Consider the following 16,592-nt stretch of genomic DNA (forward strand, 5'->3'; position numbering starts at 1 on the left):
AATCCTTCCCTTCGGATCCTGCTCTATCCGCCAGCCATCACCTCCGGTGGCGCCATGTCCTCATCGTTCCATATACGATGCCATACCCGCGCCAACTGCCGTTCCAGCAGCACGCGGCCGCCGGCCTCGCGGTAGACCGGGCGCAGTTGCCGTGGCGGAATTGCCGCCCAGCTGGCGCCGTCCTCGCGGGCCACGGCGAAGCTGAAGTTGTAGTCCGGCTCCAGGCCCATGCGCAGGTCGCTGAGCACCAGTTCGCCCTCCACCACCTGCGCACGCATGAAGCCGCGGTTGAACCACTGCAGCCGCGCCACCGCCGGGATCGGCGCCGCCTGCCGCAGCGCCTGTACGTTGGACGGGTGGCCGCTGAAGCGCATCGGCCCATGGTCGGCCCATAGCGAGCGGTCGCCGACCACATAGCCCTGCGGCGTCATCGCCACCACCCGCCACAGCAGCGTGTTGAACGGCATCGGCACCGAGAACCGAGGCGCATCCCCCAGCCCCATCGCCGCCAGCGCGCGGTCGGCCTCGCGCTCGACCATGCCCTTGGCCAGCAGCGACCAGCCCAGATAGCCGCAGCTGAGCGCCAGCCCGGCGACCAGCGCGCGCTGCGCCAGCGGCCGCGCCCTGGCGAACCAGGCCACCGCGCAGGCCAGACCCAGCCAGACCGTATAGAGCGGATCGATGATGAACACGCTCGACCACATCGTTGGATGAGGCATCAGCGGCCACCACAGCTGCGTGCCGTAGACGGTGAAAGCGTCCAGCAGCGGATGGGTGACCAGCGCCAGCACCATCGCCCACCACCAGCGCGCCGGCGACGCCGCCACCCGGCCGTGGCCGAAGCGCCGGTACAGCCACCAGATCAGCGTGCCCAGCAGCGGCAGCACGAACAGCGAATGGCTGAAGCTGCGGTGCACGGTCATCAAGCTGACCGGGTCCTGGGTGAAGGCGGCGATGAGCAGGCCGTCGAGGTCGGGCAAGGTGCCCAGCGCGGCGCCGGCGAGCAGGGCCGCACGGCGGTGGCCGGCGGGTGCGATGGCGGCGGCGACCGCGCCGCCGAGGACGATCTGGGTCAGGGAATCCATTGCCGCATTATGCCGGGCCGCCGGGCGCCCTTCCCTGGCGTAGATGCGGGGCTTGCCCCGCATGGAACATTCCCGGCCAAGCCCCGCGCCGGGCGAGCCCGGCGCCTACGCGGGATCGTGGCGCGGCGGCGGCGTGCGGAACCGCCACAGCGCCAGCGCGCCGTACAGCAGCGCCAGCAGCAGCAGATTGAGCAGGTCGCCGCCCACTTCGGGCAGACGCGCGCCCATCTGCTGGGTGCGCACGATGGCGTTGATGCCCGGCGTGGTCGGCAGCAGCTTCGCCAGCGCCACCAGCGCCGGCGGCGAGGCCAGCGCCGGCCACGACAGGTTGGACAGGAAGAACAGCGGGATCGAGACCGCGGTGACGTACTGGAACGCGCGCTCGCGGGTGGTGAAGAAACTGCCGACGAACAGCCCGAACGGCACCGTTGCCAGCGCGAACAGCAGCACCGCCAGCAGCAGGCCCGGTACGTTGCCGCCACGCGGATAGTCCTGCGCCCAGGCGGTGAAGCCGGCGTAATAGAGCAGCCCGCACACGGCGACCAGCGCGAACGCCGCCGCCATGCCCAGCAGCACCGATGGGGCGAAATGGAGGCGCCGGCCCAGCTGCGCGCGGCGGCTGCCGAGCAGCACGCCGATGCCCAGCAGCAGGGTCTGGTGCACGATCAGCTCGGCCACGCCCGGTACCACGCTGCTGCCATAGCCCTCGCGGGTGTTGTACAGCGGCCGCTGCACCAGCTCGAGCGGTGCGGCCTGCGGCGGCCCCATGAAGGCGGCCTGGCGCACCGCCTGCCCGCGCGCGAAGGCGGTGATGCCTTCGGCCAGCCCGTTGAGGATGGCGCTGGCGCGGCTCAGGTAGGCGCCATTGCCCAGCAGCACCAGCTGGCCGCTGCCGCCGCGCAGGATGTCGCGCTCCAGCCGCGCCGGGACCAGCACGATGCCATCGACCTGTCCGGCCTCCAGCTGCGCGCGCGCCTGCGCCAGGCCGGCCGGCTGTGCCACCACCCGCACCGCGCGCAGCGCGTCGATATGCCGGACCAGCTCGCGGCTGGTGGCGCTGCGGTCGGCATCGACCACGGCGATGGGCAGGTCGCTGGCGACCTGGTGGCGGTAGGCCGCCGGATAGAAGAACGAATACAGCAGGATCGCGCCGATCATCACCGCGCGCGCCGAGGAATCGGCGAACACCGCCTGCAGGGTCGCGCGGAAGGTAGCAGCGATCCGCCTCATGCCGGCACCGGCTGCGCATCGGCGGACCTGCGCGCGACCCGCACCAGCAGCAGCGCACCGAGGCTGCCGGCCACCGCCGCCATCAGCAGCAGCACGCCCAGCGGCCGCAGCGACAGCGTCCACGGCGCGCCCATGAACAGCTGCTGCATCTGCACCTGCACGTAGGCGGTGAGCGGCAGCAGTGCGTTCCAGACACGGGTGAACAGCGGCGCCTCGATCACCGGGAAGGTGGCGCCGGAAAACGCCAGCGCGGTGCCGATGCTCAGCCCCACCAGCGACAGGCCGGTGCCCATGTCGCGGGTGATGGCGATGAACAGCAGCGCGAAGCAGCAGCAGGCCAGGTAGAACAGCGGCTGCGCCAGCAACAGCAGCCACAGGCTGCCGGCCACGCCGTCGCCACGCGCGTACGCCAGGTACAGCACGCCGAGCGCGCCATACAGCGAGAACAGCGCCACGTAGGGCGCCAGCTTGCCGGCGATGGCCGCCCACGGCCGCTCGCCCAGCCATGCGCCCAGCAGGCCGTCGCGACGCTCCCGGCCGAAGGCGCCGCCGGCGGCCAGCGCCGCCAGCAGCGACAGCACCGCGGGGAAGACCAGCGGCAACAGGAACAGCTCGTAGCTGCGCGCAGGGTTGTGCAGCACCGTGGCCTGCACCGTCACCGGCGCCGCGCGCAGCCGCGCCGGTCCGGTCTGGCGGCCGATCCGCTCGCGCAGCATGCGCGCGTTGAAGGTGCCCACCGCATCGGCGATGTCGCGCGCGGCCGACTGCCCGGTGGCCATGTAAGTGGCGTTGTAGAACGCATAGACCGGCGCCGCCTCGCCACGCAGCGCATGTCGGCTCATGTCGCGCGGCACCAGCACGATGGCGAACACCTCCAGCCCGCGCAGTTGTGCCTGCGCCTGCTGCAGCGACGCCGGCTGGCGGGTGATCGCCACGCCCGGGCTGGCGTCGATGGCGCGCGCCAGCGCGCGGCTGTCCGGGCTGCCATCCAGGTCCACCAGCGCCACCGGCACCTGCCGCAGCACGGAACTGGAGAACAGCCACATCATCATCGCCATCAGCAGCAGCGGCATCAGCGTGACCAGCGCCAAGTCCCAGCGATCCGCGCGCCAATGGCGCAGTTCGCGCCACAGCGAAGCAGTGAAGGCGGCGAACGTACCCGCTGTCAGCCCTGCGGCCATGCGAACAGCACGCTCATGCCCGGGCGGAAGCCGTCGATGGGCTGCTGCGGCCGCGCCCGCACCTCGAAGCTGCGCACGTCGTAGCCGGAGGACTGGCGGGTGCTGCGCCAGGTGGCGTAGTCGCCTGCCGGATTGATGAAATAGACCTCGAACCCGGCGCTGCGCCCGCCCAGCGCCGGAATCGTACCCTGCAGCGTCGCTCCCGGCTTGAGCCCGTGCAGCTGGTCCTCGCGCAGGGTCATCGCCACCCACATCCGGTCGATGTCCACCAGGGTGAACACCGGGTAGCCGGCCGGCACCAGTTCGCCGATGTCGGACAGGCGCTTGCTCACCTCGCCGGCCAGTGGCGCGCGGCCCACCGTCTCCTGCCGCGCGGCATCGACCTCGGCCTTGGCGCCTTCGGCCTGCCGCACCTGCGCCAACGCCGCGGCCTTGTCCTGCTGCCGCGCACCGGCCAGCGCCTGGTCGTACTGCGCCCGCGCCGCGCGCGCCAGTTCCTCCGAACTGCGCGCCTGCGCCCGCGCCTCGTCGCGCTTCTGCCGCGTCACCACGCCTTCGCCGAACAGGTTGTCCACGCGGCGGAAGGTGGCGCTGGCCAGTTCGGCGCCGGCCACGGCGCGCTTCCAGTTGGCCTCGGCCGCACGGATGTCCTCGCTGCGCGCGCCTTCCTCGGCCTTCTCCGCCACCGCCTGCGCGGCCGCCACCACGGCCTCGGCCTGGCGCTCCTTGGCGGCCACCTCCGGGCTGTCCAGTTCGAACAGCACCTGCCCGGCCGCGACCCGGTCGCCCTCGCGCACGTGCAGTTTCTGCAGCCGCGCGGTGACCTTGGCGGCGACGTTGACGCTGTCGGCGTCGGCCATGCCCTGCACCTGGTCGGCCGGCGTGCGCAGGCCAAGCCACAGGCCGAGCGCCACCAACGCCAGCAGCAGGCCGCCGCCAATGGCGAAGGCGCGGCGATGCCGCGGGCTCGCGCCCTGTCCCAGTGAATCGCTCATTCCAGCACCTTGTCCGCACGCCGGCGGTAGTCGTCGAACCGTTCCATCTGCCCGCTCACTTCCAGCAGCTGCGCCAATGCCACATCGAACTGGTAGGCGGCCTGCGCCCGCTCCACCCGCGCACCGCCCAGCGCCAGCCGTGCATCGATCACGTCCAGCGAGGTGGCCTGTCCTTCGCGGAAGGACAGCTCCTGCAGCCGCAGGTTTTCCTCGGCCTGGGCGATGCTGCTGTCCAGCAGCCGGAACTGCGTGCGCGCCGTGTCCAACTCGTTCCAGGCCTTGCCCACGCCGAGCCGCAATTGGTTCTCCGCCTCGCCCAGCCCCGACTGCGCCTGTTCCAGCTGCGCGCGCGCGGCGCTGACCTGCAGCGGCCGCGCGGTCGGCGACAGGAAGGTGTAGCGCAGGCCGATGCCGAACGCCCAGTCGGCATCGGTCAGCAGGGCATCGCGGCGGTGCAGGTCGTACTGCCCGAACAGATAGACCTGCGGCTTGAGCCTGGCCTGCTGCACGCGCACGCCCTGCTCGGCCTGCGCGGTGAGTGCGCGCAGGCGTTCGATCTGCGGATGGCGCTGCAGCGCGCTGCGCTCGAAGTCGGCGCGCGCACCCAGCGGCGCATCGATCACGAACAGCGGCGAGGCGGTACCGACCGTCCCGCCGCTGCGCAGCAGCGTGGCCAGCGCCTGCTGCAGCGTGGCCAGGTCGTTGACCGCCTTCTGGTAGTCGCGCTCGGCCTTGTCGCGGGCGACATTGGCCTGCAGGCGCTGGGCGCGGCTGGCGAAACCTTCGCGTTCGAGCTTGAGCGCGTCGTCCAGATGCCGCTGCAGGCCATCGCGCACGTCGCGCCGCACCAGCACCGCCTGCCCGGCCAGCTGCTGGCCGAAATAGGCCTGCACCAATTGCAGCGCCAGCGACTGCCGCTGCGCCTCGCGCTCGGCCTGCGCCTGCGCGGTGGCCGCCTGCGCCGCCTGCTGCGCGGCCGGGATCAGCCCGCCGCTGTACAGCGGCACGCTGGCGGTGACGATCGGCCGGGTACGCCAGTCGCGCTCGGCGAACTGCAGCGGCGATTCGATGCCGAACGCCTCGGCCACTGGCGCCAGCGAGCCCAGCGGCAGGTTCAGGGTCTTCTGGAACTGCATGCGGCGCACGTCGGCGGTGATTTCCGGCAGCCGCAGGTAGCGGGTGGCGTCCTGCAGGTCCTGCTTGTTACGCACCCCGGCCTGGGCGGCGGCGAGCGCATCGGACACTTGTTCCAGCCGTTCGCGCGCCTGCTCGAAACTCAGTACCGGCGCGTCATCGGCGGCGACGCTCCCCGCCAGAAAAAGGCAGGCCGCGAACAGCCCCGCCTGCCCCCTCGTTGTCGGCTGCTTGCCTGCCACCCCGGATGCTCCTTTCCCCACGCCGGCGCCAGCATAGCGCCGGCATCGTGAGGAAGAAGCATGCGCGCGTTTCAGGCGGCCCGCGCCAGCGGGGAACGCGGCGGCAGCCACGCCAGGCTGCGGCCGGCATGGTCGAGCAGGCGCAGGCTGCCGTCGGGGTCCTCGGCCAGCGCGGTGAGGCTTTCGACCCAGTCGCCGTCGTTGGCGTACACCCGCCCGTCGCGCTCGACAAGCGCGGCGCGGTGGATGTGGCCGCAGACGACGCCGTCCAGGCCACGGCGGCGCACGTCGTCCAGGCCGGCCTGCACGAAGCGTTCGATATAGCGCTCGGCCGCCGTGCTGCGCCGCTTGAGGAATTCGGCCAGCGACCAGTAGCGCAGCCCGAACCGGCGCCGCAGCGCATTGAGCAGGCGGTTGCCGGTGAGGATGCGGTAGTACAGCCAGTCGCCGAAGCGTTCCTGCAACCCGCCGAAATGGGTTGCACCGTCATAGTCGTCGCCATGCACCACCAGCAGGCGGCGGCCGTCGGCGGTGACGTGGATGGCGCGGCGGCGCACCTGCATGGCCGGCAGCATCAGCCCGCAGGTGCGGCGCAGCGGCGCGTCGTGGTTGCCGGGGATGTAGACGATCTCGGTGCCGGCGCGGCGCAGCGCACGCAGCGCTTCGATCACCTCGTTGTGCGCTGCCGTCCAGCTGGCGCGCCGCTGCGTCAGCCACCACAGGTCGACGATGTCGCCGACCAGGTACAGCCGTTCGCAGCGCAGCAGCGACAGGAAGCGCGCCAGTTCGGCGGCATGGCAGTGGCGCGCGCCCAGGTGCGTGTCGGAGATGAACACCGCGCGCCGGTGCGGCAGCAGCGGCGTCGGCGCGCTCATGCCACTGCTCCGGCATCGCGCAGGTAGCGCTTGCGCTTCTTCGGCCGGATCGCCTGCAGGTCCACCTCGATCAGCCCGTCGATGGAATCGCTGAAATCCGGGTCCACGCCGAACGCCAGGAAACGCGCGCCGCCCGGTTCGCACAGGTCGGTGTACTGGCGGTAGAGCGTCGGCACGCTGGTGCCCGACGTGGCCAGGTTGGCCTTGAGCACCTCGAACGCGGCCTCGGCGTCCAGGTCGCCGAAACATGGCGGCGCGGCGAAATACTGGAACGGCCGGTTCGATTCGGCCAGGCCGTGGCCGCCGCCGTAGTAGCGCTGGTAGTACGCGACCAATTGTTCGCGCGCCTCGCGCGGCAGCGCAGCGCTGATCGACACCGCGCCGAACAGGTAGCGGATGCCCGGCTGGCAGCGCAGGTAGGCGCCGATGCCCTGCCACAGGTAATCCAGGCTGCGGCTGCCCCAGTAGTCGGGCACGACGAAACTGCGGCCCAGCTCCATGCCTTCGGCGATGTGGGTGATGGCGTCGTCCGAATAACGGAACAGCGCGGCGGTATAGAGCCCGGCCAGCCCGCTGCGCGCCAACGCCTGGGCGCCGCGCATGATGCGGTAGGCGCCGGCGATGCGCTGCGCGGCTGCATCCCAGACCACGATGTGCTGGTACAGCGGGTCGAAATCGTCCAGGTCGCGGCTGCGCCCGGTGCCCTCGCCGACCCGGCGGAAGGTCAGTTCGCGCAGCCTGCCCAGTTCCAGCAGCAGCGGCGAACCGGCGGCGCAGCGCGCCAACCGGATCTGCTTGCCGTCGCCGGTCTGGCCGAGCAGTTCGGCACCCTCGATCTCCGCCACCACCTCCTCCACCGCGACCGGCGCGGCCAGCGGTTCCGGTCCGCCGTCCGCAGCGTCGGACTGTGCTGCCTCCCGGCCCAGCGCATACAGGGCGCGTCGCACCGTTTCCAGCTGCAGTGCCGGGTCCACCCCGGACTCCAGCCGCATCGCCTGCCCCACCTGCAGCCGCAGCGGCCGGCCGCGGCGGGCGAACATCTCACGCGCCAGCAAGGCGGTGCCGGCCGGCTTGAACAGGGTCGAAGCGCCATAGAACAGCGCCGAGTTGCGTGCCTCCACCCGCACCGGCAGCACTGGCGCCTGGGTGGCGTTGGCGAAGCGGACGAAGCCGCGGTTCCAGCGCCCGTCGCGGATGCCGCGCAGCGACAGCCGCGAGACCTCGCCAGCCGGGAACACGATCACGCACTGTTCGGCCGCCAGCGCCTGCTCCACCGCCTGCAGGCTGGCGCGCTGCGCGCGGCCGCCGAGGATGCGCACCGGCAGCAGCAGTTCGCGCAGCGGCTCCAGGCCGGCCAGCAGGTCGTTGGCGACGATGCGAACGTCGCGCCGCACCTTGCCCACCGCATCCAGCAGCGCCAGCGCGTCGAGCGCACCGGAGGGATGGTTGGCGACGATCAGCAGGCGCCCGCTGGCGGGGATCCGCGCCAGCGCCGCGGCCTCCACTTCATAGCGGCTGTCCAGGAAGTCCAGCGCCGCGCCGACGAAGGCGAAACCGCTGCGGTCGCCGTTGCGGCGCAGGAATTCCTGTACCTGGTCCAGCCGCGACCAGCGCCCCACCGTGCGCAGCAGCGGCCGCGCCAGGCGGCCGCGCGGGCCGTGGAACCAATCGGGATAGCGTTGCTGCAGGCGTTGTTCGATCTGGTGCATGACGTTGTCCGACGGCCCGGTTGGCCGGCAGCCTGCGCGCGGCAGGCGGCAATGCGGTTGCGGTTTTGCGGCAGTTCCGTGACGCCCGGCTGCGCCCCCGGCCGATGCGGCGCGGCGGGTGAACCCGTTTATTAACCGGATGGCAACAACCGCCCCTGCACTATTCCGGGGGCGCCCCGGCCGTGTATCATTCGCGGCTATCTTTTCATCCGCATACAGGGATACAAGCTCATGTCCAGCTATCTCTTCACTTCCGAGTCGGTCTCCGAAGGCCATCCGGACAAGATCGCCGACCAGATTTCCGATGCGGTGCTGGACGCGATCCTGGCCCAGGACAAGCGCGCCCGCGTCGCCTGCGAAACCCTGGTCAAGACCGGCGCGGCCATCGTCGCCGGCGAAGTCACCACCTCTGCGTGGGTCGACATCGAGGAGCTGACCCGCAACGTCATCAACTCGATCGGCTACGACAACTCCAACGTCGGCTTCGATGGCCACACCTGCGCCATCATCAACATGCTCGGCAAGCAGTCGCCGGACATCGCCGCCGGCGTGGACGGCACCGACAAGAAGGCCAAGAAGCCGGAAGAACAGGGCGCGGGCGACCAGGGCCTGATGTTCGGTTATGCCTGCAATGAAGCCCCGGAATTCATGCCGGCGCCGATCTACTACTCGCACCGCCTGGTCGAGCAGCAGGCCAAGGTCCGCAAGAAGAAGAACTCGCCGCTGCCGTGGCTGCGCCCGGACGCCAAGAGCCAGGTGACCCTGCGTTACGGCCAGGACGGCAGGATCGAAGGTCTCGATGCCGTGGTGCTGTCGACCCAGCACGACCCGGGCGTGAAGCAGAAGGACCTGATCGAGGCCGTGCGCGAGCACATCCTCAAGCCGGTGCTGCCGAAGGCGTGGCTGGACAAGCTGCCGAAGAACAAGGTGCACATCAACCCGACCGGCATCTTCGTGATCGGCGGCCCGGTGGGCGACTGCGGCCTGACCGGCCGCAAGATCATCGTCGATACCTACGGCGGCATGGCCCGTCACGGCGGTGGCGCGTTCTCCGGCAAGGACCCGTCCAAGGTTGACCGTTCGGCCGCCTACGCCGCCCGCTACGTCGCCAAGAACGTGGTCGCCGCCGGCCTGGCCGACAAGTGCGAAGTGCAGGTCTCCTACGCCATCGGCGTGGCCGAGCCGACCTCGATCTCGGTCACCACCTTCGGCACCGGCAAGATCCCGGACGCGCAGATCGAGAAGCTGATCCGCGCGCACTTCGACCTGCGCCCGTACGGCATCATCAAGATGCTCGACCTGATCCACCCGATGTACCAGCAGACTGCCGCCTACGGTCACTTCGGCCGCAAGCCGAAGGAATTCTCGTACGTCGATGGCGACGGCAAGAACGTCAATGCCACGGCGTTCTCGTGGGAGAAGACCGACCGCGCCGAAGCGCTGCGCAAGGCCGCCAAGCTCAAGTAAGGCCTGCACCGCATCGCGTGACCGGAAAGGCCGCCCGCAGGGGCGGCCTTTTCGTTTGTGCGCTCCTACACAGGCCATGCGTGCATCCGGCGCCCGCGACGGTTAGCCTGCGGCTCCCGTCACAGCAGTAGCCGCCCATGTCCGAACCCACGCCCCACCAGCTGTCGATGACCGTGCTGATGTCGCCGGAGATGGCCAACTTTTCCGGCAAGGTGCACGGTGGCGCGGTGCTGCGCCTGCTCGACCAGGTCGCCTATGCCTGCGCCAGCCGCTACGCCGGCAACTACGTGGTCACCCTGTCGGTGGACCAGGTGACGTTCCGCCAGCCGATCGCGGTGGGCGAACTGGTCACCTTCCTGGCCTCGGTGAACTACACCGGCACCTCGTCGATGGAAGTGGGCATCAAGGTGGTGGCCGAGGACATACGCAAGGGCAGCGTGCGCCACGCCAACAGCTGTTTCTTCACCATGGTCGCGGTGGACGACGACGGCAGGCCCACGCCGGTGCCGCCGCTGCAGCCGCGGACCGGCGACGAGAAGCGCCGCTACGCCGCCGCGCAGATCCGCCGGCAATTGCGGCAGGAGATGGAGCAGCGCCACCTTGAGCTGCTCAGGAGCACCCCCTCCTCCACGCCGGACCAGGGCTGACCGCCCCGCCCGTACGCTGGAAGGGCCTAGTCCCAGCGCCCCTTCAGCGCCAGCAGCGAAGCTTCGCGCACGCTGCGCAGGCTGGCATTGAGGGTGGCCGGGTCGCGCGCGATCAGCGGGTCGAGGAAGCGGTCCCGGATGTCGGCCATGCCCGCTTCGTCATGCAGATTGAGCAGGGCGACATAGAGCCGGTTCGCGCTCTCGATGGTGTTGCCGTCGACCATGCCGCGGGTACGCGCGCGGATCTCCAGCGCCCGCGCATGGGCATCGCGCGAGGCTGCCCAGTTGCCGGTATTGCGCTCGATGCGCCCGATCAGGTCGTAGGTGGCGGTGACGAACGGGTGTTCCGGCCCCAGCTGCTGGCCCATCGGCGCCAGCAGCGCCTGTGCCAGCCGCCGCGCCTCGTCCTGGCGGTCGGGCAGGTAGCTCAACAGGCTGGCCAGGCTGCCCTGCGCGAACAGGGTTTCACTGTGGTCCGGTCCCAGCACCCGCTGGCAATCGGCCAGCAGCTGGCGCTGCAGCGCGATTGCCTCGATCGTGCGTTCCTGCTTGGACAGCAGGCGGACCTTGGCCACGATGAACTGCCGCGTGGCCGGGTGTTCGATGCCGAGAATCCGCCCCTGCGCCTCCAGCAGATGGTCGAGCAGGGCTTCGGCTTCGGCGAAGGTTTCCGGCGAATCGGCCAGCCGCACCAGGCTGCCGGCGGCGATGCCCCAGGCCTTGAGCGTGTCCGGATGCTCCGCGCCGAGCCGGCGTTCACGCACCTCGGCCACCTGCCGGGCGAGCGCGGCGGACTGCTCGTAGTCGTTGTGGGCGAAGGCCAGTTCGGCCAGCGTGTCCATGGCCGCCAGCGTACGGTTGGACTCCGGGCCGAAGCGGGCGCGGTACAGCGGCAGCAGCGCATCCATCTCGGCGCTGCCTTCGTCGCGCTGTCCAAGCTTGTCCAGCGTGTGCGCGTAATCGCCGCGCAGCAGCAGCAGGGCTTCGTCATCGGCGGGCAGGGCCGCCATCCACGCCTTGCGCAGCGCGGACTGGCGGACCAATGCCGCCTGCAGTTCGCCGCGCGCCGCCTGCACCCGCGCCGCACCGGCCTCGGCGGCGCGGCGCTGCGGGTCCAGTGCCGGCAAAGCGCGCGTCGCCGCCAGCGCCTGGCCGTAGGCGTCCGCCGCGGGCTCCAGCTCACCCTGCAGCGACAACGCCTGCCCCAGGTCGATGCGCGCGGACACGATGCGCGCGTCGCTGGCCGGCAGCGCCGTCTCGCGCACCTGCAGCACCCTCCGCAATTCGTCGGCGGCGTGCGGATAGTGGCCGATGGCGATCAGCACCCGCGCCAGCGACTGCCGCATGTCGGCCGCCAGCAGCGGTGCATCGGCGAAATCGCTGTCCAGCCGCACCAGCGCGTGCGTGACGATCTGCTGGTCGAGCGCGTCGCGGGCGATGCTCGGCGCACCGACCTGGGCGAAGGCCTGGCGCAGGCGCACGTCCAGCGGCTGACCGGTTCCCTGCCTCTCCAGCACTTCCAGCACCTTGCGCTGCTGGGTATCGGTCATGGCATGGCCCATCGCATCGATGTCCACGCTCTCCAGCATCGCCTGCTGGAAGTCGGTGAGCCGCTGCAGGTCGTGGCCGCGCTTCTCGGCCAGCGCCTGCTGCGTCCGCGCCTCGCGCAGCGCCAGCACCGAGGCCAGCAGGCCGCCCAGCACCGACAGCAGCACCAGCGCGGCGGCGGCCAGCGGCCAGGCGTTGCGGCGCAGGAAGCGCCGCGCGCGATAGCCGCGTTCGCCGGCCCGCGCGCTGACCGGGCGATGGGCCAAGTAGCGGCGCAGGTCCTCGGCCAGCGCCGCGACCGAGGCGTAGCGCCGGTCCGGTTCCTTGCGCAGCGCCTTGAGCACGATCGCGTCGATGTCGGCCGGCACGGCGCGGCCCTGCGCGCGCGGTTCGCCATCGCGCCGCAGCCGCCGGCTGGGCGGTGGCACGTCGGTATTGGCGATGGCGTTGTACAGGCCGGCCGGATTGTCGATATCGGCGAACGGCAGCTGCCCGCAGACCAGCTGGTACAGCACCGCGCCCAGCGAATAGACGTCGGTGGCGGTGGTCAGCGGCTGGCAGGCGAGCTGCTCGGGGCTGGCATAGGCCAGGGTGAGGGCATGCTGGCCGGTGCGGGTGTCGCCGGCCGCCGCGCTGTCCTCGTCGATCAGGCGGGCAATGCCGAAATCCAGCAGCCGCGGCTGGCCGCGCGCGTCGACCAGGATGTTGGCCGGCTTGAGGTCGCGGTGGATGACCAGGCAGCGATGCGCCTCGGCCACTGCCTCGCAGATCCCGACGAACAGCGCGATGCGCTCGTCCAGCGGCAGGCGCGCGGCATGGACATCCACCCGTTCGCCTTCGACGTATTCCATCGCCAGGAACGGACGGCCGTCGGCGAGGATGCCGCCGTCGAGCAGGCGCGCGATGCCCGGGTGGTCCAGCCGCGCCAGCAGCTCGCGCTCGCGGGCGAAGCGTTCGCGCAGTTCCGGCGAGGCCTCGGCCACCGGGTTGAGCAGCTTCAGCGCGACCTTCTGCACGAAGCCGCCGTGGCTGCGTTCGGCCAGGTAGACCACGCCCATGCCACCGGCGCCCAGGCGCTGCAGCAGGCGGTAGTCACGTGCGGCGTCGGCCGAGGCCTCCTGGCCGCTCAGGTCCTGCCCGGCGTCGGGCGCCGGCAGCCCCGGCGAGCGCAACGACACCACCAGCGTCTGGTCGGCCTCCATGCCGGCAAGCAGCGCCCGCAGCTCGTCGGCCATCGCCGCGTCGCCCGCCGCCTCGCGGGCGATCAGGTCCTCGCGGGCGCTCCCCCGCAGGTCCAGCGCCTGCAGCACGATCTGTTTGATCCGGTGGTAACGCGCCGCGCCGCCCCGGTTGCCTTCCCCTTCCCGCATCGTCCCCACCCCGTCCGGCGTGTCGCCGTCAGCCGGTATTCTGCACGCCTTGCGACACGCCGTTCACGCAGGCCACCAGCGCGCGCAGCAGCGCCTCGTCCTCGCGGCCGCTTTCCCGCCAGCGTTGCAGCAGGTCCACCTGCAGCGTGCTGATCGGATCGATGTAGGGGTTGCGCAGGCGGATGGACAGCGCCAGCCGCGGATCGTGCTCCAGCAGCTCCTGCTGCCCGCTCAGGCGCTTGACCCAGTGCGCGGTCAGCGCCAGCTCTTCGCGGATCAGCGGAAAGAACCGTTCGTGCAGCGGCCCGGCCATGCGCGAGAACTGCTCGGCGATGTGGATGTCGCCCTTGCTCAGCACCATCGCCATGTCATCGAGGAAAGTGGCGAAGAACGGCCAGTCGTGCGCCATTTCGCGCAGCAGCTCTTCATTGCCGGCATCGGCAGCAGCCTGCAGGCCGCTGCCCACGCCGAACCAGCCGGGGATCACCGCCCGCGCCTGGCTCCAGGCGAACACCCACGGGATCGCGCGCAGGTTGGACAGCGCCGCGTCCTGGCCGAGCCGGCGCGACGGCCGCGAGCCCAGGGTCATGCGCTCGATCACATCGATCGGGGTGGCATTGCGGAAGTAGTCCATGAACCGGGCGTCGCCGACGAAGGCGCGGTAGCGGCGCGAGCTCTCCGCCGCGACGATGTCCATCACCGGCGTCCACTGTTGTTCGCGCGGCTCCGGTGCGCGCGGGCGCAGGCTGGCACGCAGCACCGCGCCGGCTTCCTGTTCCAGCGAACGCAGCGCCAGCGCACGGATGCCGTACTTGCGGTGGATCACCTCGCCCTGTTCGGTCACGCGCAGGCGGCCATCGATGCTGCCGCGCGGCGAGGCATCGACCGCATGCGTGGTCTTGGTGCCGCCACGGCTGAGCGAACCGCCGCGGCCGTGGAAGAAGGTCAGACGCACGCCGTATTCGGCAGCGGCCGCAAGCAGCTCCACCTGCGCCTGCTGCAGGCCCCAGCGCGAGGCGGCGATGCCGCCGTCCTTGCCGCTGTCCGAATAACCGAGCATCACCATCTGCACGTCGCCGCGCGCGCGCAGGTGCGTGCGATACACGGGATCGGCGAGCAGATCGCGCAGGGTCGCTGTGCCGCGATGCAGGTCGTCCACCGTCTCGAACAGCGGCGCGATGTCCAGCGGCACATTGCCGTCGGCGACCAGGCCGCCGCGCCGCGCCAGTGCCAGTACCGCGAGCACGTCGCCACGGTCGTGCGCCATCGAGATGATGTAGTTGCCCAGCGCGTCGGCGCCGTGGCGGCGGTGCGCGTCGGCCAGTGCCGCGAACACCTTGTCCAGGCGCTGCCCGGTCTCGTCGTCGCCACGCGGCAGCGCGGCCCCGCCTGCGGCATAAGGCGACAGCAGCCGCGCGCGCGCCGCGCCGTCCAGCGCATCGAAGGCGTCCTGCCCGCCCAGCACCTCGGCCAGGGCGCGCGCGTGCACGCTCGATTCCTGGCGCACGTCCAGCCGCGCCAGGTGGAAGCCGAAGGTGCGCACGCGCCACAACAGGCGGCGCACCGAGAACCAGCCGGCATGGCGGCCCTTGTTGGCATCCAGGCTGTCGAGGATCAGCTGGATGTCGCCGATCAGCTCCTCCGGCGAGGCGTACGCGCCCGGCGCGTCGTCGAGCGTGGCCTGCAGGCGCGCGCGCATGCGGTCGTTGAGCAGGCGGTAGGGCATGTCGGCGTGGCGCGGCCGCGAGCGCACCTGCGGCAGCAGTGCGCGGTATTCCTCCACCCGCGCGCGCACCGCGTCGCTCACCGCCACCTGTTCGGTGGACTGGCTGAGCAGGCTGGCGAGCTTGAGCAGGTCCTTCTGGTACAGCTCCAGCACTGCATCGCGCTGCGCGTTCAAGGTGGCGGCGATGGTGGTTGCATCGACGTTGGGGTTGCCGTCCATGTCGCCGCCCACCCAGGTACCGAAGCGCACCAGCCGCGGCAGCGGCAGCGTGCGCCCCCAGGTGTCGAGCAGCGCCTGTTCCAGCGATTCGTAGAACACCGGCATCACCCGGTACAGCACGCGGGTGAGATAGAAGCCGACGTGCTCGCGCTCGTCCTCCACGCTCGGCCGCACCGGCGAGGAATCGGCGGTCTGCCACGACGCGGTGAGCGCCATGCGCAGGCGCGCGGTGTCGGCGGCCTGTTCGCCCGGTGTGCGCTGGCCGTCGAGGTTGTCCACCAGGCTGGCCACCATCAGCTGTTCTTTTTCCAGCAGCGCGCGGCGCACGGCCTCGGTGGGATGGGCGGTGAACACCGGTTCGATATCGATGCGCGGCAGCCACTGCATCAGTTCTTCCAGCGTCACGCCCTGCGCCTTGAGCTGCTGCAGCGCGTCCTGCAGGCCCTCGGGCTGCGGGCGTTTGGTGCCGGCACGCTGGTAATCGCGGCGGCGGCGGATGCGGTGCACGCGCTCGGCGATATTCACCACCTGGAAATAGGTGCTGAACGCACGCACCAGCGCCTCGGCCTGGCGCGGCGTACGCCCGGCCAATTGCGCGCTGAGCGTGGCCAGCGGCGCCTGGCTCTCGCGGCGCGCGATCGCTGCGGTGCGCACGTCCTCCACTTCATCGAGGAACGCGGGCGAAACCTGTTCGGAAAGAAGATCGCCGACCATCGCGCCGAGGCGACGGACATCGTCGCGCAGGGGCAGATCGGGCGTGGCGAAGACGACGCTGCTGCGGTACTCGTTCATCCGGGAAGCGGGACCTGAAGAGCGGAAACGCCCCAAGCCTAACCGAAAAATCCCGCGATTTTTGCAGTGCACCAACAGGGAAAATGGTTGCATCTGCATGTTGTCCAGTGGCTGTCTTTGCAGACATGCAGATGGGGATGCGAACGCCCCGCGATGGACATGTCGTGACGTGCGATCCCGGCGATGTTTCAGGAGCGCATTTGCAGGAACGCACTGCAGGAGCGCACTTCAGTGCGCGATGAGGCTTCACCGGGAAAGCGCCATCGCGCACTGAAGTGCGCTCCTACAGATGCACGCCTACAAGGAATATCGCAAGCCTTGAGTCAGAGGAGGCACCAAAGGCGGGAGCATGGCAGGCCCCACGGTTTGCGC

11 protein-coding genes are annotated in these 16,592 nt (G+C 70.8%); 2 read left to right on the forward strand and 9 right to left on the reverse strand.

Annotated features, from left to right (window positions below; genetic code table 11):
- Positions 1-23: 23 nt before the first annotated feature.
- From AC1DGW_RS06555 to olsF, 7 genes are all read right to left on the reverse strand, one after another.
- Complete coding sequence (locus AC1DGW_RS06555) at positions 24-1,085, reverse strand: metal-dependent hydrolase (protein WP_478020794.1); 1,062 nt, start codon at positions 1,083-1,085, stop codon at positions 24-26.
- A gap of 105 nt (positions 1,086-1,190) precedes the next feature.
- A complete protein-coding gene (locus AC1DGW_RS06560; RefSeq protein ID WP_478020796.1) occupies positions 1,191-2,315 on the reverse strand; it encodes an ABC transporter permease in 1,125 nt (374 codons plus the stop codon).
- Positions 2,312-3,496, reverse strand: coding sequence for an ABC transporter permease (locus AC1DGW_RS06565; protein ID WP_478020798.1), 1,185 nt, complete (start codon positions 3,494-3,496; stop codon positions 2,312-2,314). The genes AC1DGW_RS06560 and AC1DGW_RS06565 overlap by 4 nt, the downstream gene beginning before the upstream one ends.
- Positions 3,481-4,491: an HlyD family secretion protein gene (locus tag AC1DGW_RS06570; protein WP_478020800.1), complete on the reverse strand. Its 1,011-nt coding sequence runs from the start codon at positions 4,489-4,491 to the stop codon at positions 3,481-3,483. Before AC1DGW_RS06570 ends, AC1DGW_RS06565 begins: the two co-directional genes overlap by 16 nt.
- Entirely contained in the window at positions 4,488-5,867 is a 1,380-nt protein-coding gene (locus AC1DGW_RS06575; RefSeq protein WP_478020802.1) for a TolC family protein, read from the reverse strand. Before AC1DGW_RS06575 ends, AC1DGW_RS06570 begins: the two co-directional genes overlap by 4 nt.
- Positions 5,868-5,938: 71 nt before the next feature.
- Positions 5,939-6,742 (reverse strand): UDP-2,3-diacylglucosamine diphosphatase, encoded by an 804-nt coding sequence (locus AC1DGW_RS06580; protein ID WP_478020804.1) that lies wholly within the window; start codon positions 6,740-6,742, stop codon positions 5,939-5,941.
- On the reverse strand, positions 6,739-8,451 hold the full coding sequence (olsF, locus tag AC1DGW_RS06585; protein ID WP_478020806.1) for a bifunctional ornithine lipid synthase OlsF: 1,713 nt from the start codon (positions 8,449-8,451) through the stop codon (positions 6,739-6,741). The genes AC1DGW_RS06580 and olsF overlap by 4 nt, the downstream gene beginning before the upstream one ends.
- 231 nt (positions 8,452-8,682) lie before the next feature.
- On the opposite strand from olsF, the gene metK reads away from it, so the two are divergent.
- Positions 8,683-9,918, forward strand: coding sequence for a methionine adenosyltransferase (gene metK / locus AC1DGW_RS06590; protein WP_478020808.1), 1,236 nt, complete (start codon positions 8,683-8,685; stop codon positions 9,916-9,918).
- A 137-nt stretch (positions 9,919-10,055) separates the two neighbouring features.
- Positions 10,056-10,565, forward strand: a complete 510-nt coding sequence (locus AC1DGW_RS06595; protein ID WP_478020810.1) for an acyl-CoA thioesterase — start codon at positions 10,056-10,058, stop codon at positions 10,563-10,565.
- A gap of 26 nt (positions 10,566-10,591) precedes the next feature.
- Here the strand turns inward: AC1DGW_RS06595 and AC1DGW_RS06600 are convergent, their stop codons facing one another.
- Together AC1DGW_RS06600 and ppc are read right to left on the reverse strand one after the other, a co-directional pair.
- Positions 10,592-13,483 carry a serine/threonine-protein kinase gene (locus AC1DGW_RS06600; RefSeq protein WP_478020812.1) on the reverse strand — a complete coding sequence of 964 codons (2,892 nt, stop codon included), beginning with the start codon at positions 13,481-13,483 and terminating at the stop codon, positions 10,592-10,594.
- A 28-nt stretch (positions 13,484-13,511) separates the two neighbouring features.
- Positions 13,512-16,220 carry a phosphoenolpyruvate carboxylase gene (ppc, locus tag AC1DGW_RS06605; RefSeq protein ID WP_478020814.1) on the reverse strand — a complete coding sequence of 903 codons (2,709 nt, stop codon included), beginning with the start codon at positions 16,218-16,220 and terminating at the stop codon, positions 13,512-13,514.
- Positions 16,221-16,592 lie beyond the last annotated feature (372 nt).

The sequence above is a fragment of the Stenotrophomonas sp. 05N423 genome (assembly GCF_056397145.1).